At 69.8% G+C, this 18,347-nt stretch carries 17 protein-coding genes; 11 read left to right on the top strand and 6 right to left on the bottom strand.

The features are described 5' to 3' along the window. Positions 1 to 183 precede the first annotated feature (183 nt). Positions 184 to 1,068, bottom strand: coding sequence for an alpha/beta fold hydrolase (locus FRANCCI3_RS01115; protein WP_023840146.1), 885 nt, complete (start codon positions 1,066 to 1,068; stop codon positions 184 to 186). 1,187 nt (positions 1,069 to 2,255) lie between these two features. Beyond that, positions 2,256 to 2,489 (bottom strand): hypothetical protein, encoded by a 234-nt coding sequence (locus tag FRANCCI3_RS26580; RefSeq protein ID WP_035909122.1) that lies wholly within the window; start codon positions 2,487 to 2,489, stop codon positions 2,256 to 2,258. A gap of 368 nt (positions 2,490 to 2,857) precedes the next feature. On the opposite strand from FRANCCI3_RS26580, the gene FRANCCI3_RS01125 reads away from it, so the two are divergent. The 4 genes from FRANCCI3_RS01125 to FRANCCI3_RS01140 are packed head-to-tail and all read left to right on the top strand — an operon-like array spanning position 2,858 to position 7,425. Beyond that, positions 2,858 to 3,988, top strand: a complete 1,131-nt coding sequence (locus FRANCCI3_RS01125) for a DegT/DnrJ/EryC1/StrS family aminotransferase (RefSeq protein ID WP_011434692.1) — start codon at positions 2,858 to 2,860, stop codon at positions 3,986 to 3,988. Positions 3,989 to 3,990: 2 nt separating this feature from the next. Then, the gene (locus FRANCCI3_RS01130) at positions 3,991 to 4,968 is read left to right on the top strand and encodes an NAD-dependent epimerase/dehydratase family protein (protein WP_035731106.1); all 978 of its coding nucleotides are present in this window, start codon (positions 3,991 to 3,993) and stop codon (positions 4,966 to 4,968) included. Between the two features lie 2 nt (positions 4,969 to 4,970). Further along, positions 4,971 to 6,278, top strand: coding sequence for an MGDG synthase family glycosyltransferase (locus tag FRANCCI3_RS01135; RefSeq protein WP_011434694.1), 1,308 nt, complete (start codon positions 4,971 to 4,973; stop codon positions 6,276 to 6,278). Positions 6,279 to 6,330: 52 nt separating this feature from the next. Then, positions 6,331 to 7,425, top strand: a complete 1,095-nt coding sequence (locus FRANCCI3_RS01140; protein WP_011434695.1) for a DMT family transporter — start codon at positions 6,331 to 6,333, stop codon at positions 7,423 to 7,425. A 272-nt stretch (positions 7,426 to 7,697) separates the two neighbouring features. Here the strand turns inward: FRANCCI3_RS01140 and FRANCCI3_RS26585 are convergent, their stop codons facing one another. The 3 genes from FRANCCI3_RS26585 to FRANCCI3_RS01150 form a co-directional block, all read right to left on the bottom strand. Further along, on the bottom strand, positions 7,698 to 7,856 hold the full coding sequence (locus tag FRANCCI3_RS26585) for a hypothetical protein (RefSeq protein WP_023840144.1): 159 nt from the start codon (positions 7,854 to 7,856) through the stop codon (positions 7,698 to 7,700). 991 nt (positions 7,857 to 8,847) lie between these two features. Beyond that, positions 8,848 to 9,090 (bottom strand): DUF397 domain-containing protein, encoded by a 243-nt coding sequence (locus FRANCCI3_RS01145; protein WP_011434697.1) that lies wholly within the window; start codon positions 9,088 to 9,090, stop codon positions 8,848 to 8,850. After that, positions 9,087 to 9,947, bottom strand: coding sequence for a helix-turn-helix domain-containing protein (locus FRANCCI3_RS01150; RefSeq protein ID WP_023840143.1), 861 nt, complete (start codon positions 9,945 to 9,947; stop codon positions 9,087 to 9,089). The genes FRANCCI3_RS01145 and FRANCCI3_RS01150 overlap by 4 nt, the downstream gene beginning before the upstream one ends. A gap of 579 nt (positions 9,948 to 10,526) precedes the next feature. Between FRANCCI3_RS01150 and FRANCCI3_RS01155 the strand changes: the two genes are divergently transcribed. The 7 genes from FRANCCI3_RS01155 (at position 10,527) to FRANCCI3_RS01185 (ending at position 17,181) form a co-directional block, all read left to right on the top strand. After that, a complete protein-coding gene (locus FRANCCI3_RS01155) occupies positions 10,527 to 10,805 on the top strand; it encodes a hypothetical protein (protein ID WP_011434699.1) in 279 nt (92 codons plus the stop codon). Between the two features lie 139 nt (positions 10,806 to 10,944). Continuing rightward, positions 10,945 to 12,291, top strand: a complete 1,347-nt coding sequence (locus FRANCCI3_RS01160) for a ferredoxin reductase family protein (protein ID WP_011434700.1) — start codon at positions 10,945 to 10,947, stop codon at positions 12,289 to 12,291. Then, positions 12,288 to 12,869 (top strand): FMN-binding protein, encoded by a 582-nt coding sequence (locus tag FRANCCI3_RS26590; protein ID WP_236701429.1) that lies wholly within the window; start codon positions 12,288 to 12,290, stop codon positions 12,867 to 12,869. Before FRANCCI3_RS01160 ends, FRANCCI3_RS26590 begins: the two co-directional genes overlap by 4 nt. Next, positions 12,862 to 13,743, top strand: coding sequence for an FAD:protein FMN transferase (locus FRANCCI3_RS01170; protein WP_011434702.1), 882 nt, complete (start codon positions 12,862 to 12,864; stop codon positions 13,741 to 13,743). Before FRANCCI3_RS26590 ends, FRANCCI3_RS01170 begins: the two co-directional genes overlap by 8 nt. Next, the gene (locus FRANCCI3_RS01175) at positions 13,740 to 14,468 is read left to right on the top strand and encodes a response regulator transcription factor (protein WP_011434703.1); all 729 of its coding nucleotides are present in this window, start codon (positions 13,740 to 13,742) and stop codon (positions 14,466 to 14,468) included. The genes FRANCCI3_RS01170 and FRANCCI3_RS01175 overlap by 4 nt, the downstream gene beginning before the upstream one ends. A 65-nt stretch (positions 14,469 to 14,533) precedes the next feature. Further along, complete coding sequence (locus tag FRANCCI3_RS01180) at positions 14,534 to 15,967, top strand: sensor histidine kinase (protein WP_232234996.1); 1,434 nt, start codon at positions 14,534 to 14,536, stop codon at positions 15,965 to 15,967. A 287-nt stretch (positions 15,968 to 16,254) separates the two neighbouring features. Beyond that, positions 16,255 to 17,181, top strand: coding sequence for a putative protein N(5)-glutamine methyltransferase (locus FRANCCI3_RS01185; RefSeq protein WP_023840139.1), 927 nt, complete (start codon positions 16,255 to 16,257; stop codon positions 17,179 to 17,181). 134 nt (positions 17,182 to 17,315) lie between these two features. Here FRANCCI3_RS01185 and FRANCCI3_RS01190 read toward each other — a convergent pair whose 3' ends face one another. Beyond that, entirely contained in the window at positions 17,316 to 18,347 is a 1,032-nt protein-coding gene (locus FRANCCI3_RS01190; protein ID WP_011434706.1) for a tyrosinase family protein, read from the bottom strand.

The raw sequence follows: 18,347 nt of genomic DNA on the forward strand, positions 1-18,347 counted from the left end.
ATGGGTTCTCCTTGCGGCTTCTCCTGGCGGGGCGTCCGCGTAGCCGTACCCGCGGAACAACGTACGATCTGCGGATTCCCTAGGATCGGCGGCTTAACCCCGGCAGTCGCGCCACCTGGGACGAATTACCGTCTCGTCCGCTTTCCGCCGGGCTCCCGCGCCCGCGGCCGGCGCACCCGGTCGTCAGTCCACCCGTTCCTGCGGGGAGGAGTGCTCCCAGTCGGCGAGGATCGTCCGGATCCCGGTGACCAGTAGCAACGGCTGATCGAGCATGACGTGATGGCCGGCGAGCGGGATCTCGATCACCGGTGCCACCCGCCCGAGCAGGTTGTACATCTGGACACCGATGTCGGGGGTGAGCAGGCCCTTCTCGGCCCGAAAGAGCGCGACCCGGCAGTGCACCTTGCGTAGTACCTCGGGCGACGGGGTCCGGTTGCCGAACACCTTCGGGTCGAACTTCCACGTCCAGCCGCCCTGGACCGACCCGATCGAACCCCGGGCGACGTGATCGATGATGAACGGCAGCACGTAGGGCTGCTCCGGCACCGCCCGGAACCGGGCCAGCGCGTCGGTCGCTGTCGGATACACCCGCAGCGGGCCGAACGCCGTCCGGTCCCGGGCCGCCCGTTCCTCCGGGGTGAACTCCTGCACGGGGGAGTCGACGACGACGATGCCGGCGACCCGGTCCGGGTACTGGGCTGCGGTGGTGATCGTCACCCAGCCGCCCATGCTGTGCCCGATGATGATCGGGGGCGAGGCGACCTTGGCGTGGTCGATGACACCGATCACCTCGGCCGCCCAGGTACTGAGCGAGTAGTCCTCGCGCCGGTCGCTGTCACCGTGGCCGGACAGATCCAGTGCGATGACGCGGTACTCCCGCGGAATCATCGGCGCGATGTGGTCCCACCAGCCCGCGTGGGCGGCACCACCGTGGACCAGCACGATCGCCGGCCGGCCGCCCCTGCCCCAGCAGCGGTAACTGATAGTCGCGCCCGCCACCTCGGTCTCGTGCCGCTCCGGTCGGTGGTCAAGGGCGGCCTCGAACCAGGCCGGTGCTTCGTCATCCATCCCAGGTCTCTGCCGTTCGGTTCGTCGGGCGGGTGGTTCCATCGTCGCCGGCCGCGGCGACGTGTCCCACCCCTGATACAACACCGCCAGGCCTGCGTTCAGGCCGTTCGCGGCCGTGTTGTCGGATTGGCGATGAGACGGCCACCGCGGGGCGGCGATCATGTAATGCTGGACCGGCCTGCGTAGATGCGTCGGCGGTCGACCCGCCTCGGCCGATGCGCAGGACGCCCGACGCCGCCGGGTGCGAACAGCGCGTGTGCACTCGGTCCGGCGAGGTGACCGGTCCGGTACCGGAGCCCGGCGGCCCCGTGCGGCGTCACACCCGTTCCCGGGAATACGCGTCGTGTGCCACGGGCATCCCACCGCCGCGGATATTCCCGTGACCGCCGCCACTCCCTTCGCCGCACGGGGTGCAGCGAAGCATTCTGATGTTTCCCATGTGCAACAGAACCGGTAATCTAGCCCGAAATTTCGACCTTTCGGGGACTGCCGTCCGGCCCGGGCGAGCCGCCCGCCCCGTTGCCGACCCCGCCGGCCCTGGTGCCCGAGTCGTCCGTCTCCGGAGGTGCGGGGGACGTCGCCAGAACCCTGGCGATCAAAATCGGGCTGGCGTGGAGGCGGCCGTCCCACTGGCCGCCCTACGGCACACGCCGGTGCAAGATCGGTTTCCGGGAGACGGCATCGTGACCATTCTCGCCCCACGAGGCACACTGCGGCGCTCTTTGGCAAGAGTCGAGGGTGCGGAAACCGTTAGGGACCTTGGTCCCGTCGCGCCCGACAGATGGGGGTCGTACACTTTCACCAAGTCCCGACGAGGCCGTATACCTGCGTTCCCCCCGTACGTTGGGTGAGATGGTCTCGTCGGGACTACTTGTGTCCGGTTGCATCCAGACCGTTCCCGAGCGAACGGCCCTGGTTCGACCGTTGAGGATCTTTTCCTGGTCGCCCACTCCGACCGGGTGATTTCTCGACAGCCGGTCAGCCCCGGCCGGCCGCGTCATCCATCCGGTTCATCCGTCTTCAACTGATCGTCGTCCGCGTGCCCACGGGCGTGGTTCGCGTGGCGATCAGTGTCTGCCGCAGTGTCTGCTCGTTCCCGCCCTGCGTCCTCGGTCGAGGTCGCGGTTCATCGACAGGAACGGACAGCGGGGTGGCGTCCGCTGCCTCCGTGGCTACCTGGGAGAGTATTACTCGGAGTGATTGAGCGTTGCGCTGGGTATCGGAGGCGCGACGATGCAGGTCTCCCGGCCTTGGCCGTGCCCGGGAAGCGGCTGGTCGGGACCGGTGTCGTAACGGCGGTGCCGTAACGGCGGTGCCGTAACGACGAGGTCCGGACGGCTGCGGTGCTGGAGGAGCAGGTCTGGGTCGCCGTGGGCGGCCCCGTGGTCGTCGCGGTGAGTGGCGTCGCCGTCGATCACCACGTGTTGCGGGTTGGCGGTTTTTAGTGACGGATGCCTTTCCCCTCTTGCGGGAATATCGCCTTGCTGACAGGTCTGGCTACGTTCGGACAGATATGAGATGTTTCGTGGGGAGTGGCCATGGGCTGCGGACATGCCGGCGATCGGGATCGATAGCCTGTTTTGGGCATGTACCGACAAAGCCGATGGTTGCCTCCGTAGGGGTCGGAGGGAGCGCGGTAGGTCGCTGGCGGGAGGCCGGCGGAATTCGGAGTCGGTGATGCCGCGAAGGCCGCGGCTCGTCCCGACCGGGTCCTTCGTCGCGGCGCAGCCGCTATGGGGGCTGGCCGGCTCGCTCGCACGGGAATGACTCGGAAGGTAGGGGTGAACAGGTGCATGTCCCTGCGGCGCGTATCGTCTTCTCACCGGAGGATCGCGCGGAGATCGCATCGGCCGCGACCGAGATCCTGGCCACCGGTGCGCTGACCTTGGGCGTCCATACCGCTGAATTCGAGGCGGCATTCGCCGCGGCTCACGAGGCCCCGTTCGCGGTCGCCGTGAGCAGTGGAACAGCCGCATTGGAGATCATCCTTCGCAGTCACGGTGTCGAAGGCGCGGATGTCGTCGTGCCGACGAACACGTTTGCGGCGACCGCTTTCGCGGTGCTGCGGGCCGGTGCCATGCCGGTTTTCGCGGATGTGAGTTCGGACACCTTTGCCCTGACCGCCCGCAGTGTCGAGGCCGCGGTGACGCCGCGGACCCGCGCCGTTGTCCTGGTCCATATCGGTGGGCTGATCCCGCCGGACGTGGCCGAGTTGCGGGCCTTCTGTGACGATCGAGGCATCGCGCTGGTCGAGGACGCGGCACATGCCCACGGCAGCCGCCACGGCGACGGCCACGCTGGGTCGTTCGGGATCGCGGGAGCGTTCTCGTTCTATCCAACCAAGGTCATCACGAGCGGTGAGGGCGGAATGATCCTCACGTCCGATCCCGCCATTCACGAAGCCGCTCGGATCTATCGTGACCAGGGCAAAGCCGGTTTTCTCGGGAACGTCCATATCAAGCAGGGGTACGCCTGGCGGCTCAGCGAGATTCATGCGGTCACCGGCCGGGTGCATCTGCGGCATCTCGCTGACTTCCTGGCGACCCGCGCCGCCGTAGCCGCGCGGTACGACGCCGCGCTGGACACCCTGGGTACCGTCACCCGCCTGCAGGTGCCGCCGGATGGTCTCTGCAACTACTACAAGTACATCGTCCTGCCCCGCCCCGGAATCGACCGCGGCCGGCTGAAGAAGGAGCTGAAGGAACGCCACGGCGTCTCCCTGAGCGGTGAGGTTTACGAGTCGCCGCTGCACCGGCAGCCGGTCTTCGGCGACTATGCGCTCCGGTCCCTTCCGGTCGCCGAGGACATCTGCGCCCGGCACGTGTGCCTGCCCATCCATTCGGACATGACCGAGGCGGAGGCCGACCATGTGGTCGCGTCCTTCGCCGCCGCGCTGCAGAGCCTGAGCCTGGACGGATGACGATGAAGATCGCGGTAACCGGAGGGTCGGGTTTCATCGGCAGCCATGTGGTCGACCGTCTGCTTGACGCCGGTCACGACGTTCTCTCACTGGACGTCGAACACCGGCCGGTCGACCCCCGGGCTAGTTACCAGCACCTCGACGTGCTTGATCTGCCGGCGGTCACCGCCGCGCTGAGGGGCGTCGAGGCCGTCTTCCACATCGCGGGGATGTCCAATGTGGACTTCGCGTTCGCCGACCCGGTGCGCACCGTGCGGCTCAACGTCGAGGGCACCGGGAACATCTGCGAGGCGGCGCGGCAGGTCGGGGTTCGCCGGGTGCTGTTCGCCAGCACCGTCTGGGTGTACGGGGCGGTCGGTGACCGGGCCGGTTCGGCGCCGCTGACGGAGGACGCCGAGATCACGCTGGGCCGCGCCGGGCATGTCTACACCTCGACGAAACTGGCCGCCGAACTGCTGCTGCACAGCTATCAGCAGACCTACGGGCTGCCGTTCACGATCCTGCGTTACGGCATCCCCTACGGCCCCGGAATGCGTGACGAGCTGGTGCTGGCCCGCTTTGTCCGCAAGGCTCTGAACGGCGAGTCGCTGACGGTGGCCGGCGACGGTCTGCAGTTCCGCAACTACGTTTTCGTCCGGGACCTGGCCGAGGCGCACGTGCTGGCTCTGACCCCCGACGCGGCCAACACTACGCTCGCCCTCGAGGGCAGCGAATCGGTCAGTGTGCTGGAGATGGCACGGGCCGTCCAGGAGTACTTCCCCGGCACCGCCATCGAACACATGCCTGCGCGCCCCGGGGACTTCCGCGGTCGGGAGATCTCCGCGCAGCGGGCCGCGGAGGTGCTCGGATGGCGACCGACCACACCCTTCTCGGAGGGTGTCCGGCAGTACATCGAGTGGTATCTGGCAAATCGACGGCCTCCGGCTCAGGCGCTCCCGCCTGTCGGCGACCTCGATATCTCCGCGGCCTCCTCGGAGTGACCATGGCGCAGATCGGCGGTAGCACGGTGAATGGACCATCCGAAGATGATGTTGAGGCGGGGGTCGGCGGCCCGCCAGCCGCCGGCGAACCGGGGGTCACGGAACCTGTCCTGCCAGGGCCGGCCGCAGCGGGGGGACCGGTCGCCGGCGCCCTCCCCGCCGATCCGCGCACGCACGGCGTCGATGTCCGGCCCGCCGGGACGCCGACGCGACGCGGCGGCGCGCTGCTGCTGTCGGGCTCGCTCGGGATGGGCCACGACGTGATGGCACAGGCGTGCGGCGCGTCGCTCACCCGGCGCGGGTTCACCACCCGGACCGCCGACAGCCTGCGCATGCTCGGTGGGCGCAACGGCTCCCGGGGGGAGAAGGTCTTCCGTGGCATGATCGCCGTTCCGGGCCTGTATGATGCCGTGCACTTCTCACAGATGAGAACCGGTGGCCGGCTCGCCCAGGCCATCGAGAGGACCTCGAGCCGGTTCGTCGTCCCGGCATTGCGCGAGGAACTGGCCGCCCAGCCGACCGATCTCGTGATCTCGATCTTCGCTACCGGAGCCGCGGCGGCCAGCCGGGTCAAGGCCGAGTTCCCCGGCCTGGTGACGGCGGTGTTCTCCACCGACTGCTGCGTGCACCGGCTGTGGGTACACGACAACACCGACCTCTACCTGGTCACCTCGCAGACCGCCGCCCGGTACGTGCGGCGGTTCTCGCCGAACGCGCTGATCTCGGTGGTCCCGACCCCGGTCCGGGAACCCTTCTACGACCCGCCCACCCAGGAGGAGGCGCGGGCCGCGCTCGGCATCCCCGCGGACGCTCCCTGCGTGCTGCTGATGTCCGGCTCCTGGGGGCTGGGACCGTTGGTAGAGGGTGCCGCGGCCATGGCCGCGGCGGGCATCTACGTGCTTGCGGTGGCCGGCCGCAACCAGCGGTTGGCCGCGCGGTTGGCGTCTCTGTCGGAACAGCAGCACAAGGTCATCCCGTTCGGCTTCACCGATCGCGTCCCGGCGCTGATGGCGGCGAGCGACCTGGTCGTCACGTCGTCCGGGGACACCTGCAGCGAGGCTCGGGTGATCGGCCGGGACCTGCTGCTCATCGACGTGGTGCCGGGGCATGGCCGGGATAACCTTCAGAAGGAGCTCGAGCGAGGTCATGCCGAGGTGACGAACACCGACCCGGTGTCGTTGACCAGATCCGCGCTCGCGTGCCTTGACCGGGTCAAGCCACCGTCGGACCGGGTGGCGATCGGCCCGCACGCGTGGGAGCGGGCATTCGGGGCGGCTCTGGCGCAGATCGGTTTCGGCGCGGACTGGTGAGGCGAACCCACGGTTCGGGACGGATCCCGAGGGCCACGATGTTGGACGGGACATGAGCAGAGCCCTGGTGATCGGTCTGCCGACCGCGGTCGTCTCGGCGGCTCTCTACGGGATCGCGCCGCTCGTCCAGGCCCGCGCTGCCCGCCGGGAGGAGGAGAGCTCGGGGCTGGGGCTTGCGCTGCTGGCCCGACTGGTGCTGCGCCCCCTGTGGCTGATCGGCCTCGCCGTGGAGGCGGGCTCGTTCCTGCTGGAGGTGTATGCGCTGTCCGTGGCCCCGGTGGCGATGGTCGCCCCGGTGATGGCCCTCGACATGATCGTCTTCACCCTGCTGGCGCAGCGGGTGCTCGGCGAGAACATCAGCCTGACCGGCTGGCTGGGCGTGGTCGCGATGGTCGGCGGTATCGGCCTGCTCGCCTTCGCCTTCACGCGCCGAGCGGAGGTCGGCAGCTCGGCCAGCACCGATGTCCTGCTGGCCTTCCTGGTCCTCGGTCTGGTCTTCGCGCTGCTCTGCGCGTCCCTCGCCAACCTGGCCGCGGTGCGGGAGATGGTCGCGGGCGCCGCGTTCGGATTCGGGGCCGCGGCCGGGGTCAGCTACGCCATCGCCACGCTGGCGACCCGCCAGATCGGCCTGGCGGTGAACGAACGACGTGAGGGGCAGTCCACGCTGGTGGACCTGCTCACCACTCCGACGCCCTACGTCCTCGTGCTGTTCTCCGTGCTGGCGCTCGGTCTTCAGCAGCGTGGCCTGCAAGGGCGCGCCGCCGTCATCGCCTTCCCGGTGACCAGCGGGGTCTCCGCCTTCCTGCCGGTGACTCTGGGCCTGACGCTGTTCAGCGAGCCGGCGCCCGACGGCGTCCGCCGCGCGGCGTTCATCGTCGCGATGGTCCTGGTCGCGGCCGGAATCGCCGCTCTCGGCCGTGATCGGATGGCGGCAGACCGGTCCGTGGACGAACTTGAGAGCGTGCTGCGACCCACCCCCGACGACCGCGGGTTGGGGGACGGCGTCGCGCCCCTGGACGGCCGGCCGGAGGTGGTCGAGCCATCGGAGGCGGAGCCGGGGCAGCCGGCAAGGGCCCGGGACGAAGCGGCTTCTAACGCTCGTACCGGCACGGTTGCTCACCGCAGCGGCATGTCGAAGAACTTATAGTGATGCGCCGTGTGCTTTCGGTGAGATAGTCGTCGTGGCCGGCCGCTCGGGTTCACCCCCCGATCGCCCGGGCGCCCGGCCGTCTCCCGCTTGCCCGCCTCGCACGTTTCCCGCTCGCACGTTTCCCGCTCGCACGTTTCCCGCGTATCCCCGCCGCCCAGGTTTGCTGCCCGGCCCGGAGCAGAGCAGGCGCGGACCGGGCGATCAGGGTTTCCTCTCCGGCCGGGTCGTCGAGGCGCCGCCAGCCGCATCTCGACGACCCGGCTGGCTCGTCAGACCCCGAATCGCTGAAGGGCCTTGCGCACCCGCAGGTTCGCCTGCGCGAAGGAGATCTTTCCGTCCACGTAGGCCGACAGCGCCGCGCGGCGGACACGCTCGACGCGCTGATCTTCGATCGGAGTGTTGAGCAGGTTGGTCGTGGCGGTGGCCACGGCAATCACCTCCCAGTGGCAGGGAAACAGGGCATTGCAACTCGCGGGTGACCTCGGACGGCACACCGGACCGGAAGGCGGGGAACGAGGCGACGATGCCTCGGCCGATCCTTTCGACACGAGGTCGATCCGAGATCGGAGATGAGCAGATGGACCCGGAGAGCGGGCGGACGCTGCGCTGCGCCGCCTCGCTAGGAGGGCGACGGGATGGCGACTCTGCGCTCCGCCCGCCCCGGCTGACCGAGGATCCGGGCAGGTGCGTTATGGCGCCGCACGCGGGTAGCCGTATTATCACATATGGTCACAACGACTGCCCTCCTCCGCGTTGGGCGGGCGCTTGACGCCCGCGTGGCCTGTTCCGGTCGGGTGCAAGGTGGCCAGACGCCGACCTGCCGGGCTGTGACGGGAGACCGCAGGAGCCTTGTCACCCGATCGCCTCGCGGCGAGTGACGCGCTGCCGTATCCACATCACGTTACAATCATGTAACAACCGCGACAAGACGAACGTCCAGGCAACGAAGCTCGACCGAACATCTACAAGAGTGCGCGACCGGGAGGCATTGCGCAAGAGCCAACCGGCTCGTGGCGAGACTTCCTGAACAGGTATCTCGGCCCCCAGGCCGATGGAACGATGCCGTTGATCGAATCGTCTCCGCATGGCGGGTCCGGCCCGGCGCCGGTCCCGCTCTGAAACACCAGGGCCTGAAACACCAGGGCGGTGCATCCTGGCCCGGGCATCCCGGCCCGGGTAGGGGTTGACCGAGGATCACCCGGTTACCGGCGTGATCGGCGGGGTTACGGTCACCGGAGCGATGCGCATCGAACCGTGGGGGAGAGCCGAAAGCGGACGGCCCGGTTCCGGTCGCGACGTGCCGGAGCGACCGGAACCGGGCCGAGGCCGACCAGCGGCGATCTCGCTTTTTCCGATGGGATTTTTCGGTGGGAACAGGACATCCCACCCCATTCCCCCGGATCAGGGCTGGGTGGTGGTTCAGCCCGGGATGATCCGGCTCCGGTCGAACTCGCCGTCCCGCGCGCCGGCCAGGAACGCGTCCCACTCGGCCGCCGAGAAGGCGAGCACCGGCCCGGTCGGGTTCTTCGAGTCACGGACGGCGACGCCCCCGCCGAGCGCCGCGACCTCCACACACATACCGCCCGCGCCGTTGCTGTAGCTGCTCTTGCGCCAAGCCGCCTCGATGGCATTGTCGGTGATCGGCTTCATATATCTGATCATTTCATTTCCTCTGCGACCGAGAGTATCATCTGGATGGACTCTTCCGGCCGCAGGGCTGCCGCCAGAAGATGATCCAGCTTCACTCTATAGCGCCTGACTTCGGAGGGGCGCTCAATATAGAGACTTCCGGCCGCTTCCTCTATATAGACCACTTCGTTGTCTCCCGACTCGGGGAATCCGAGTATCGAGAATGTGCTTCCCAGGCTGGCATGCGCGCCCACGGAGAAGGGAAGTACCTGAATTGTCACGTTCGGCAGCTCGGACTGTTTGGCGAGGAACTCAAGTTGGCTTCGCATGACGGCTCTGCCGCCGATTGTCCGGCGTAGGACCGCCTCGTCCAGAATCACCCAGAGGCGAGGATGATCGGCGGCGGTGAGCCGGCGCTGCCGGTCCAGCCTGAGCGCGATCTTGCGTTCGACCTCGTCCTCGCTCACCTCCGGATCGTCGGCCCGGATGACGGGCCGGGCGTAGTCGCTGGTCTGCAGCAGCCCATGGACGAGCTGCGATTCGTAGACCGAGATCGAGGCGGCGTCGCCCTCCAGGCCGATATAGATCTCGAACCAGGCGGGGACCACGTCGTGGTAGGTGTGCCACCAGCCGTGGCGCCGGGACTCGCGGGCCAGGGCCAGCAACGCGTCCCGGCGTTCGTCGTCGGTCACGCCGTAGAGAGCCAGCAGGTCGGACACGTCCCGGGTGCGGACCGGCACGCGGCCGTTCTCCATCCGACTGACCTTGGAAACCGAACAGCGCAGCAGTTGGCAGACCTCGTCGACGGAGATGCCCGCCCCCTCGCGAAGTCGTCGTAACTCGGCGCCCAGGCGCCTTCGCCGCACGGTCGGACCGCCGCTCGTGGCCATCGCTCGTCCTTCGGGCTCTTCGGGGTGATGGATGCATCCTGCCACTTGTTCGCCACTCCTCACCCAGGGCGCGCATCGCTGGGTAGCGAAACTCTTACAGAAGCTCTTGCAGAAGAGGCGTGCAGGGGTCATGCTTACCTTGAGTAGCGATGATGCACCTCAAGGTGAGAGTGTGGGGCAGAGCTGGTTGCGGGGAGACGTCGATGGTCATCGCGCAGGGTCCGGGATGTCGGTAGGGAGACCGCGCCGAGACACGGCGCCCCGCACCTGTGGTGCCTCCATGCCCGGCGGCCGCGTCGCCGGTCCCGCATGTGTCGACGCCGGCGGCTGTCAGGCGTCACCCCTCAGGCGTCAACCGTCAACCGCCGGTTCCGGCTGAGTGGATGACGATCCTCGCCCGGAGCCGGCCATCTCGCCGTTGTCCGCCGCGCTGTCCCCGTCGCGCGGCTCTCCGTCGTGCGGCTCTCCGTCGCGCGGCTGTGCGTCGCGCGGCTGTGCGCGGAGGGGATTTCTTCCGCGGCGGCTCCGGCGGGCAGATCCACGATCATCATTATCGGACAATCACCGAAAGGCGCGACAATGACGACTCGCCAATTCCAGGTTTATGACGGCGATGGCGAACTGGTGGCCACCTTCCCGGAATGGGAGGCGGCGCACAACTGGGCTCATCTGCGCGCGAACGAGCCGGTGACCTCGCGGCCCGTGCAGATCGAGGATCGGGTCGAACGCCGTACCTGGACGATCGAGGCGGACCGCTGCCGGCTGACCGTGTGGCGGCGACGGGTCGAGTACGGATACTGCGGGAGTGGCGACCTGCGGCATGCCGCTAACGCTCGTAAGCACGCCCGGGCGTCCTGAGCCGGTCCACTCGTGGCTGCTGGTGACTCCCGCCTGCGGGTTGGCGTGGCCCCCGGCCCGTGACGGCTCCGGGGAAGTCCCGGCAAGTTCCGAGGCTTCTCTCAGGTAGTCCACAGCCTCTCCGGACATCGTCCGTCCCATGAGTTCGACGCGGCACCCGGCCCGATGGTCTCCCCACCTCGTGGTGCGTCTCGCCCTGGTGGCCTGGGGGATCGCCGTGGTGGCCCTGTGGTGGTTCGACACCTCCGCGTCCAGCGTCCACGGCGCCGGGCCCGCCATGACCGCGGTCGGTCGGGTCTGCGGCCTGCTGGCGGCCTATCTGGTGCTCGTGCAACTGCTGCTCATGGCACGGATACCGGCCTTCGAACGCGCCGTCGGTCTCGACCGGCTGGCCGCGTGGCACCGCGGCCTGGGCACGAACGTCATCCTGCTCATCGTCGTCCACATCCTGCTGACGGTGTGGGGTTACGGCTTGGCCGGGCATCATCAGCCGCTCGCCGAGCTCGTCACGGTGATCATGACATACCCGGAGATGTGGAAGGCCACCGTCGGCACCCTGCTGTTCGTGGCCGTCGGGGTCGCGAGTGCCCGGGCGGCCCGGCCGCGCATCTCGTACGAAGTCTGGTACGCGCTGCATCTCACCACCTACCTCGCCGTGTTCCTGGTCTTCTTCCACCAGACGGAGACCGGTGGGGACTTCGTCGGTCACCCGGTTAACCGGCTGCTGTGGACCGCGATGTACGTCTCCGTCGCCGCCTGTCTCGTCGTCTGGCGCCTGATCCTGCCGATCGCGGCCGTGGCCCGGCACCGGATGACGGTCGATCGGGTGGTGGAGGAGGCACCCGGCGTCGTCTCGGTGTGGATCCGCGGTCACGACCTGCACCGGCTCGGTGCGCGTCCGGGGCAGTTCCTGCTGTGGCGGTTCGCCGCCCGCGGGCATCTCGTGACCGCGCACCCCTACTCGCTGTCGGCCCCGCCGACAGCGCATCAGCTGCGTATCACGGTCAAGGCCGCCGGCGACCACTCCCGGGCGGTCGCCCTGCTGCGACCGGGCACACCGGTCGTGGCGGAAGGTCCCTTCGGACATTTCACCGCCGCGCGGGCCCACCGGGGCCGGGCGCTGCTCGTCGGCGGGGGCAGCGGAATCGGACCGGTTCGGGCGCTGGCAGAGGATCTTGCCGGTCGTGGCGACGACGTCGTGGTTGTGCACCGGGTGAGCCGGCCGAGCGATCTCGCGCTGGGACGGGAGTTTGAGGCGCTCGCCGAGAGCAGTCGAATGATCGTCCACCGGGTGATCGGTTCCCGGCGTGAGCTCGGATACGACCCGCTGGAGGCCCGCTTCCTCGATGCCGCCATCCCGGACGCCGCCGACCGCGACGTCTTCGTCTGTGGCCCTCGTGGGATGACCACCACGGTCGTCCGGGCGCTTCGCGGTCTCGGCGTTTCCCGTGACCAGATTCACACCGAGGAGTTCGATCTCCGTTGAACGACAACAACGACAACAACGACAACGCCGAAAAACCCTACCGGGGAAGGCTCGGTTTCGTGGCGCTGATGGGAGCCGCCATCCTCGTGGTCGGTGCGAAGGCCGCGAGCGGACACGGGGAGCGGCTGGTGGCACTCGCCGCGTCGCCGACCGCCGCCGGGGCGACCCCTCAGCCCTCCGCCGGGGCGACCCCTCAGCCCTCCGCTCAGCCCGCTCAGCCCTCCGCGTCGGCGGGCACACCGGCCCCGTCCTTCTCCGCCACCGCGGGGTCCACAGGTTCGGGCTCCGCCGGAACGGTTACCACCCGGACGGTGACCGGGGACGCCATCGATACCCGCTACGGGCCGGTGCAGGTCCAGCTTGTCCTGGTCGGGAAGAAGATCACCGATGTGGTTGTCCTGCAGATGCCGGACCGGGAGCGGCGGGACATCGAGATCAACGAACGGGCCGTGCCGATCCTGCGCCAGGAGGTGCTCGACGCCCAGAACGCCCGGATCGACACCGTCTCCGGCGCCTCGTACACCAGCAACGGGTACGCGTGGTCCGTCCAGTCCGCCCTGGACAAGGCCGGTGCCTAGCCTGCCGGTGTCGGGCGGGCCGGTGCCGGTTCGGCCCGGACGGGTCCGCGCCGAACCGGTGATGGGCACCGTCGTCAGCATCGACGTCCGCACCCCGCTCGCCCCAGCGGATCTGGCGGCGGCGATCGAGGCGGCGGCTGCGGTCCTGCACCGGGCGGACGAGGATTTCAGCACGTTCCTGCCCGGGTCCTGGGTCTCTCGAATCCGGCGCGGCGAGGTCGACCTCGGTGCCTGTCCCGACCACGTCCGCGAGGTCTACCGGGTGGCCCGCGCCTGCCGGGAGCGGACCGGCGGCAGGTTCGACCCGGCGTGGCGGGGCGACGGCACGCTGGACCCCACCGGTCTGGTCAAGGGCTGGGCGGCCGAGGCGGCCTCCCGGGTGCTGACTGACGCCGGAGCCGCGGACCACTGCGTCAATGCGGCGGGGGACCTGCGGGCCAGGGGAGTCGCCTCGGCGCCGGGGCGACCCTGGCGGGTGGGGGTGTCGGATCCCTTCGACCGGAGCCGACTCGTCGCGGTGGTCGAGGGCACCGAGCTGGCCGTCGCCACCTCGGGGGTGTTGGAGCGGGGCGCGCACGTGATCGACCCGCGCACCGGCATCCCGGCGACCGAGCTCGTCGCGGTCACCCTCGTTGGACCGGACCTCACCCTGGCGGACGCCTACGCCACGGCCGCCCTCGCCGCCGGCCGGGACGCGTGGACCCTGCTTGTCGATCTTGCTCGGGAGGGATGGGCCTGGCTGATCGTCGACGCCGTCGGTCGGCTGGACCATTCGGGGGGATTCCCCGGCCAGGTGGCCGCCGCCGCGTCCGCACCCCCCGCATCACCCCCCGCATCGGACGGGTCCCGTTCCGCGTCCGCCGGATCCCGATGACCGGTCTTCCCGGCGAGCAGGACGAGACTGGGTGGGTGGACCGTCCGATCAGGGTCCTCGTCGTCGACGACGAGGAGGCGATCACCGACCTCGTGACCATGGCACTGCGCTACGAGGGCTTCGACGTACGCGCCGCGCACTCCGGGCAGGCGGCGTTGACACAGGCCGCCCTGTCCCCGCCGGACCTGCTCGTGCTGGACGTCATGCTCCCCGACATCGACGGGTTCGCGGTCTGCGAGCGGCTGCGGCGATCGGGGCAGGGCGTGCCCACCCTGTTCCTGACGGCCCGGGACGCCACCGAGGACAAGGTGCACGGACTGACCCTCGGCGGGGACGACTACGTGACGAAACCGTTCGCGGTCAGCGAGCTGATCGCCCGGGTCCGGGCGATCCTGCGCCGGGCCGGGGCCGCCGACGGCGCGCCCACGCCGCTGCGTTTCGCCGATCTCGAGCTCGACCCGGAGACCCGCGAGGTGCGGCGCGCCGGGCGGCACGTCGACCTCACCGCCACCGAGTATCGCCTGCTGCACTACCTGCTCGCGAACGCCCGCAAGGTGCTCACCCGGGCCCAACTCCTCGACCACGTCTGGGGACATGACTTCGGCGGTGACGCGCGGGTCCTGGAGACCTACGTCAGCTATCTGCGGCGCAAGATCGACGACGTGCCACCCCCGCTGATCCACACGGTGCGCGGCGTCGGCTACGTGCTGCGCCTGCCGCGTTGAGCCGGCCGGTCCTGTCCCTGCGGGCCCGGCTGCTGCTGGCCCTGGTGGGCCTGCTGGCCGTCGGGATGGCTCTCGGCGCCGTCGGCACGCGAGGGGCTCTGGGGGCCTACCTGCGTGGCCGGCTGGACCAGCAGGTCCGGGACGCCCATCCGCTGATGGAGCAGTTGCTCCTGCGGGCCGGCGGGGACGGGGACGGGGATGACCACTACCCAGGTTTCGGCACCACGTTCCTGGTGGGCACCTACGGCGCGTTGTACGACGGCGCCGGCCGCCGGCTCGCCGAGGCCAGCCCCGGCCCGGGTGGCCCGGGTGGTCCGGGTGGCCCGGCGGCGCCGACGCAGCGTCCGGCGGTGTCGGCACGCCTGCTCGCCACCGCCCGGCTGCATCCGGACCTCGCGACCGTCCCGCTGTGCACGGTGGGCGCCGAGGACCATGGCGGCCGGTTCAGGATGCTCGCGGAGCGCTTCGACAACGGGTATGTGCTGATCGTCGCCGTGCCCTTCGCGGAGGTGAACGCCACCCTTGACCGGGTCACCAGGATCGAGGTCGTGGCGACCTCGGTGGTCACGGCCGCGCTGGCCGTGCTGGCATACGTCATCATCCGGCTTGGGCTGCGTCCCCTGACCCGGATCGAGCAGACCGCGGACCTGATCGCCCACGGCGACCTGACCAGGCGGGTCGCCGACGCGGACCGCCGGACCGAGGTGGGTCGGCTCGGGCTCGCCTTCAACGCGATGCTCACCCGGATCGAGGCGGCGTTCCGGGCGCGTGAGGTCTCCGAAGGGCGTCTGCGCCGCTTCGTCGGGGACGCGAGCCACGAGCTGCGGACCCCGTTGACATCGATCCGCGGGTACGCCGAGATGTTCCACCGCGGCGCCGCGGAGCGGCCCGAGGACCTGGCGATGGTCATGCGCCGCATCGAGGAGGAGTCCGCGCGCATGAGCGAGCTGGTGGATGACCTGCTGCTGCTCGCCCGGCTGGACCAGCGACCGGTGCTGGAGCGCCAGCCGGTCGACGTCGCGGCGATGGTCCGTGACATCGTCACCGACGCCCGTGTGGTGAGCCCGGGACGGACGATCGAGGTCGACGTGCCGCCGATCCTCGAGGTGCTCGGCGATGAGGGCCGGCTGCGGCAGGCCGTCGGCAACCTCGTCCGCAACGCCGTCGTCCACACCCCGCCCGACGCCGGGATCTCCGTCTCCGTGGGCCCCCTCGAAGCCGGCTCCCCGGGGCCGACGGGCGATGGTCCCACCGACGGGATCGTGGTCTCGGTGGTCGACCACGGCCCGGGCGTCCCCGAGGATGCCGTGGCCCACCTCTTCGAACGCTTCTTCCGGGCCGATGCCGGGCGGTCCCGGGACGCCGGCGGGACCGGTCTGGGCCTGTCCATCGTCGACGCCGTCGCCACCGCGCACGGCGGGCGGGTCGAGTACCGGCCGACCCCGGGCGGCGGGGCGACGTTCCGTCTCGTCCTGCCCGGTCCGTCGCAGCCCGACTGACCTGTTCACCTTCGCCGGAAACGGGCCCGGAGACGTGGCGGGCGCGCGCTAGGCGGCGAAGGGGCGGAGTTCTGGTTCATCACCTCGGTCGTGCTGGCCGGCGCCCTGGGCCCGCGGCGATCCGGATCAGATAGCTCGGGTAAGATGGCCGTCACCACAGGTGATCGTCTTGAGGGGGTGAGACCCATTTCCGCTGTGTCAGGGTGGGTGCTCTCCTCCCGCGGTCGCGCGGTTCGCTCGAGGTAGGCGATCGGGAGGGTGCCCTTCGGCATCCCGAAAGGCTTCCCGTGTCGACATCCGGCCCTTCTCCTTCCTTTCTCTCCCCTTCTCGTCCGTCCTTTCCCTCCTCTTCTCGTCCGTCTTCCTCACCGTTTTCGTCCCTGCCGCGGTCCGTCGTCGTCACGCGGCTGCGGGCCGCCGGCTGCGTCTTCGCCGAGGACGAGGCACGGCTGCTCGTCAATGCGGCCCGGACCCCGGGCGAACTCGCCGCGATGGTGCGGCGGCGCGTCGCCGGTCTGCCCCTGGAACACGTGCTCGGCTGGGCGGAGTTCCACGGCCTGCGGATAGCCGTGGACCCCGGGGTCTTCGTGCCCCGCCGCCGCACGGAGTTCCTTGTCGATCAGGCGGTCGAACGGGTTGCCGGCCGGTCCCGGCCGGTCACTGTCGTCGATCTGTGCTGTGGCTCGGGGGCGATGGGGGTCGCGCTGGTGGCAGCCCTGCCCGGGATCGAAGTACACGCCGCCGACATCGAACCGGCCGCGGTGCGGTGCGCCCGCCGCAACCTCGCCTCCGCCGGTGGCCAGGTCTACGATGGTGATCTTTACGAGCCGCTGCCAGCCGTCCTACGGGGCCACGTGGACCTGCTGGCCGCGAACGCCCCCTATGTACCCACCGACGCGATCGAGCTGATGCCGCCGGAGGCTCGCGAGCACGAGCCGCGGGTGGCGCTCGACGGCGGGGCGGACGGGCTCGATGTTCTGCGGCGGGTGGCCGCCGAGGCGCCGCGGTGGCTGGCCCCGGGCGGTCACCTGCTGGTCGAGACCGGCGAGCGGCAGGCGGCATCGATCGTCGAAGCCAGCGCCCAGGCCGGTCTGATCCCCACGGTCGCCAGTTCCGCCGACCTGAACGCCACCGTCGTCATCGCCACCAGGCCGGCCGCGGCTCCCGTGTCCGCGGTGGGCGCGGCAGCTGGACAGCTGCCGCCAGTCGGGTAGGCCCAGCCCTTATCCGCGGCTGCCCGCGGAAAGGCCGCGGGCAGCCGGATGCGGCCGGATGCAATGGATGCGGATGGACCGAAGCCGTCCTCGGTGAATCCCCGGGACCTGCTCGTCAGCCAACAGGAGATGTTTCAGGGCAGGACGTCGTAGGTGTAGGTGTCGGTCATGTCGAGCACGCTGCGGGGGGTCGCCGGGGTGCTCGGCGTGCTCGACGTGCTCGACGGGGCGAACGGGGAGACCAGCGGGTCGTCGATCCGATGGCCGAGGAGGCTTGCCGGGGCGGTCATGTCCGGCTGGTACACGCGGCCGTGACGCCGCATCCAACCCTCCCAGACACGGTCGACGTTGCAGTGGTGCACGAAGAAGACCGGGTCGTTGGGGGACGACGCCAGCGACATGTCCCTGCCCCCGCCAACCCAGCGGTGGACCTGGTTGTGCAGTCCGGTGCCGATGAAGCCTTCGAGACGGTTGCGGAACCCCCGCGAACTCACGTTGAAGGGAGCCTCGTCGTAGCTCGCGAGTGTCGGATCGGCGACGGTGTCGAAGGCTGCGGTGATATCGGCGTTGCTCGGCAGGATCGACGATCCGAACGTGGCGCTGCCGAATCTACGCCGCACGCCGCGTTCGACGACCTGCTGGAGCGCGCCGCTGCTGCTGGTGGAGATCCGTACCCGGAAGCTGGTCGGGTCGGCGGGGTCGAAGAAGAACGCACCGCCGGGGATCGGGGTGCCCTGGCCCCCGAAACCGTCCGGGGTGTTCCGCCACAGTGCCGAAGCAGCGGGGTTCGGCGCCGTGGCGGGGGCGGAGGGTGTCCCGTCGCGCGCCCAGTCCCAGTAGGGCAGCCCGAAGTTCGGGTCGCCGAGAACGCGCTGGAGGTGCACTTCCAGCCAGCCAAGCATGACCCGGTGCCAGGGCAGGAAGACGGGGCCGGCGTGCGCGGCGTTGCGGTTGCTCGGTGACCCTCCCGGGGGGACGGGGGTGTTCATCGCGATGACATGCCAGATGACGAACAGGTCGTAGGTCCGTACCGGTCGGCTCGGACCGGGGATGCCGAACTGATTCGTGCGCAGCGTCGTAGGTTCGTGTTTGAGGAGCTTGATTCCGCGGATATAGGCCTTTCTCGCGTCGTCGTCGAGAAGGATGTCGCGCCGGACGACCGCCAT

It is taken from the genome of Frankia casuarinae, assembly GCF_000013345.1.
Classification (GTDB): Bacteria; Actinomycetota; Actinomycetes; order Frankiales; family Frankiaceae; genus Frankia; species Frankia casuarinae.

Bases quoted from the DNA above. Each gene is read 5' to 3' on its own strand.
- FRANCCI3_RS01115 (WP_023840146.1), bottom strand. From the start codon at position 1,068: ATGGATGACGAAGCACCGGCCTGGTTCGAGGCCGCCCTTGACCACCGA.
- FRANCCI3_RS01130 (WP_035731106.1), top strand. From the start codon at position 3,991: ATGAAGATCGCGGTAACCGGAGGGTCGGGTTTCATCGGCAGCCATGTG.
- FRANCCI3_RS01135 (WP_011434694.1), top strand. From the start codon at position 4,971: ATGGCGCAGATCGGCGGTAGCACGGTGAATGGACCATCCGAAGATGAT.
- FRANCCI3_RS01140 (WP_011434695.1), top strand. From the start codon at position 6,331: ATGAGCAGAGCCCTGGTGATCGGTCTGCCGACCGCGGTCGTCTCGGCG.
- FRANCCI3_RS01145 (WP_011434697.1), bottom strand. From the start codon at position 9,090: ATGATCAGATATATGAAGCCGATCACCGACAATGCCATCGAGGCGGCT.
- FRANCCI3_RS01150 (WP_023840143.1), bottom strand. From the start codon at position 9,947: ATGGCCACGAGCGGCGGTCCGACCGTGCGGCGAAGGCGCCTGGGCGCC.
- FRANCCI3_RS01155 (WP_011434699.1), top strand. From the start codon at position 10,527: ATGACGACTCGCCAATTCCAGGTTTATGACGGCGATGGCGAACTGGTG.
- FRANCCI3_RS01160 (WP_011434700.1), top strand. From the start codon at position 10,945: ATGAGTTCGACGCGGCACCCGGCCCGATGGTCTCCCCACCTCGTGGTG.
- FRANCCI3_RS01175 (WP_011434703.1), top strand. From the start codon at position 13,740: ATGACCGGTCTTCCCGGCGAGCAGGACGAGACTGGGTGGGTGGACCGT.
- FRANCCI3_RS01180 (WP_232234996.1), top strand. From the start codon at position 14,534: ATGGCTCTCGGCGCCGTCGGCACGCGAGGGGCTCTGGGGGCCTACCTG.
- FRANCCI3_RS01190 (WP_011434706.1), bottom strand. From the start codon at position 18,347: ATGGCGGTCGTCCGGCGCGACATCCTTCTCGACGACGACGCGAGAAAG.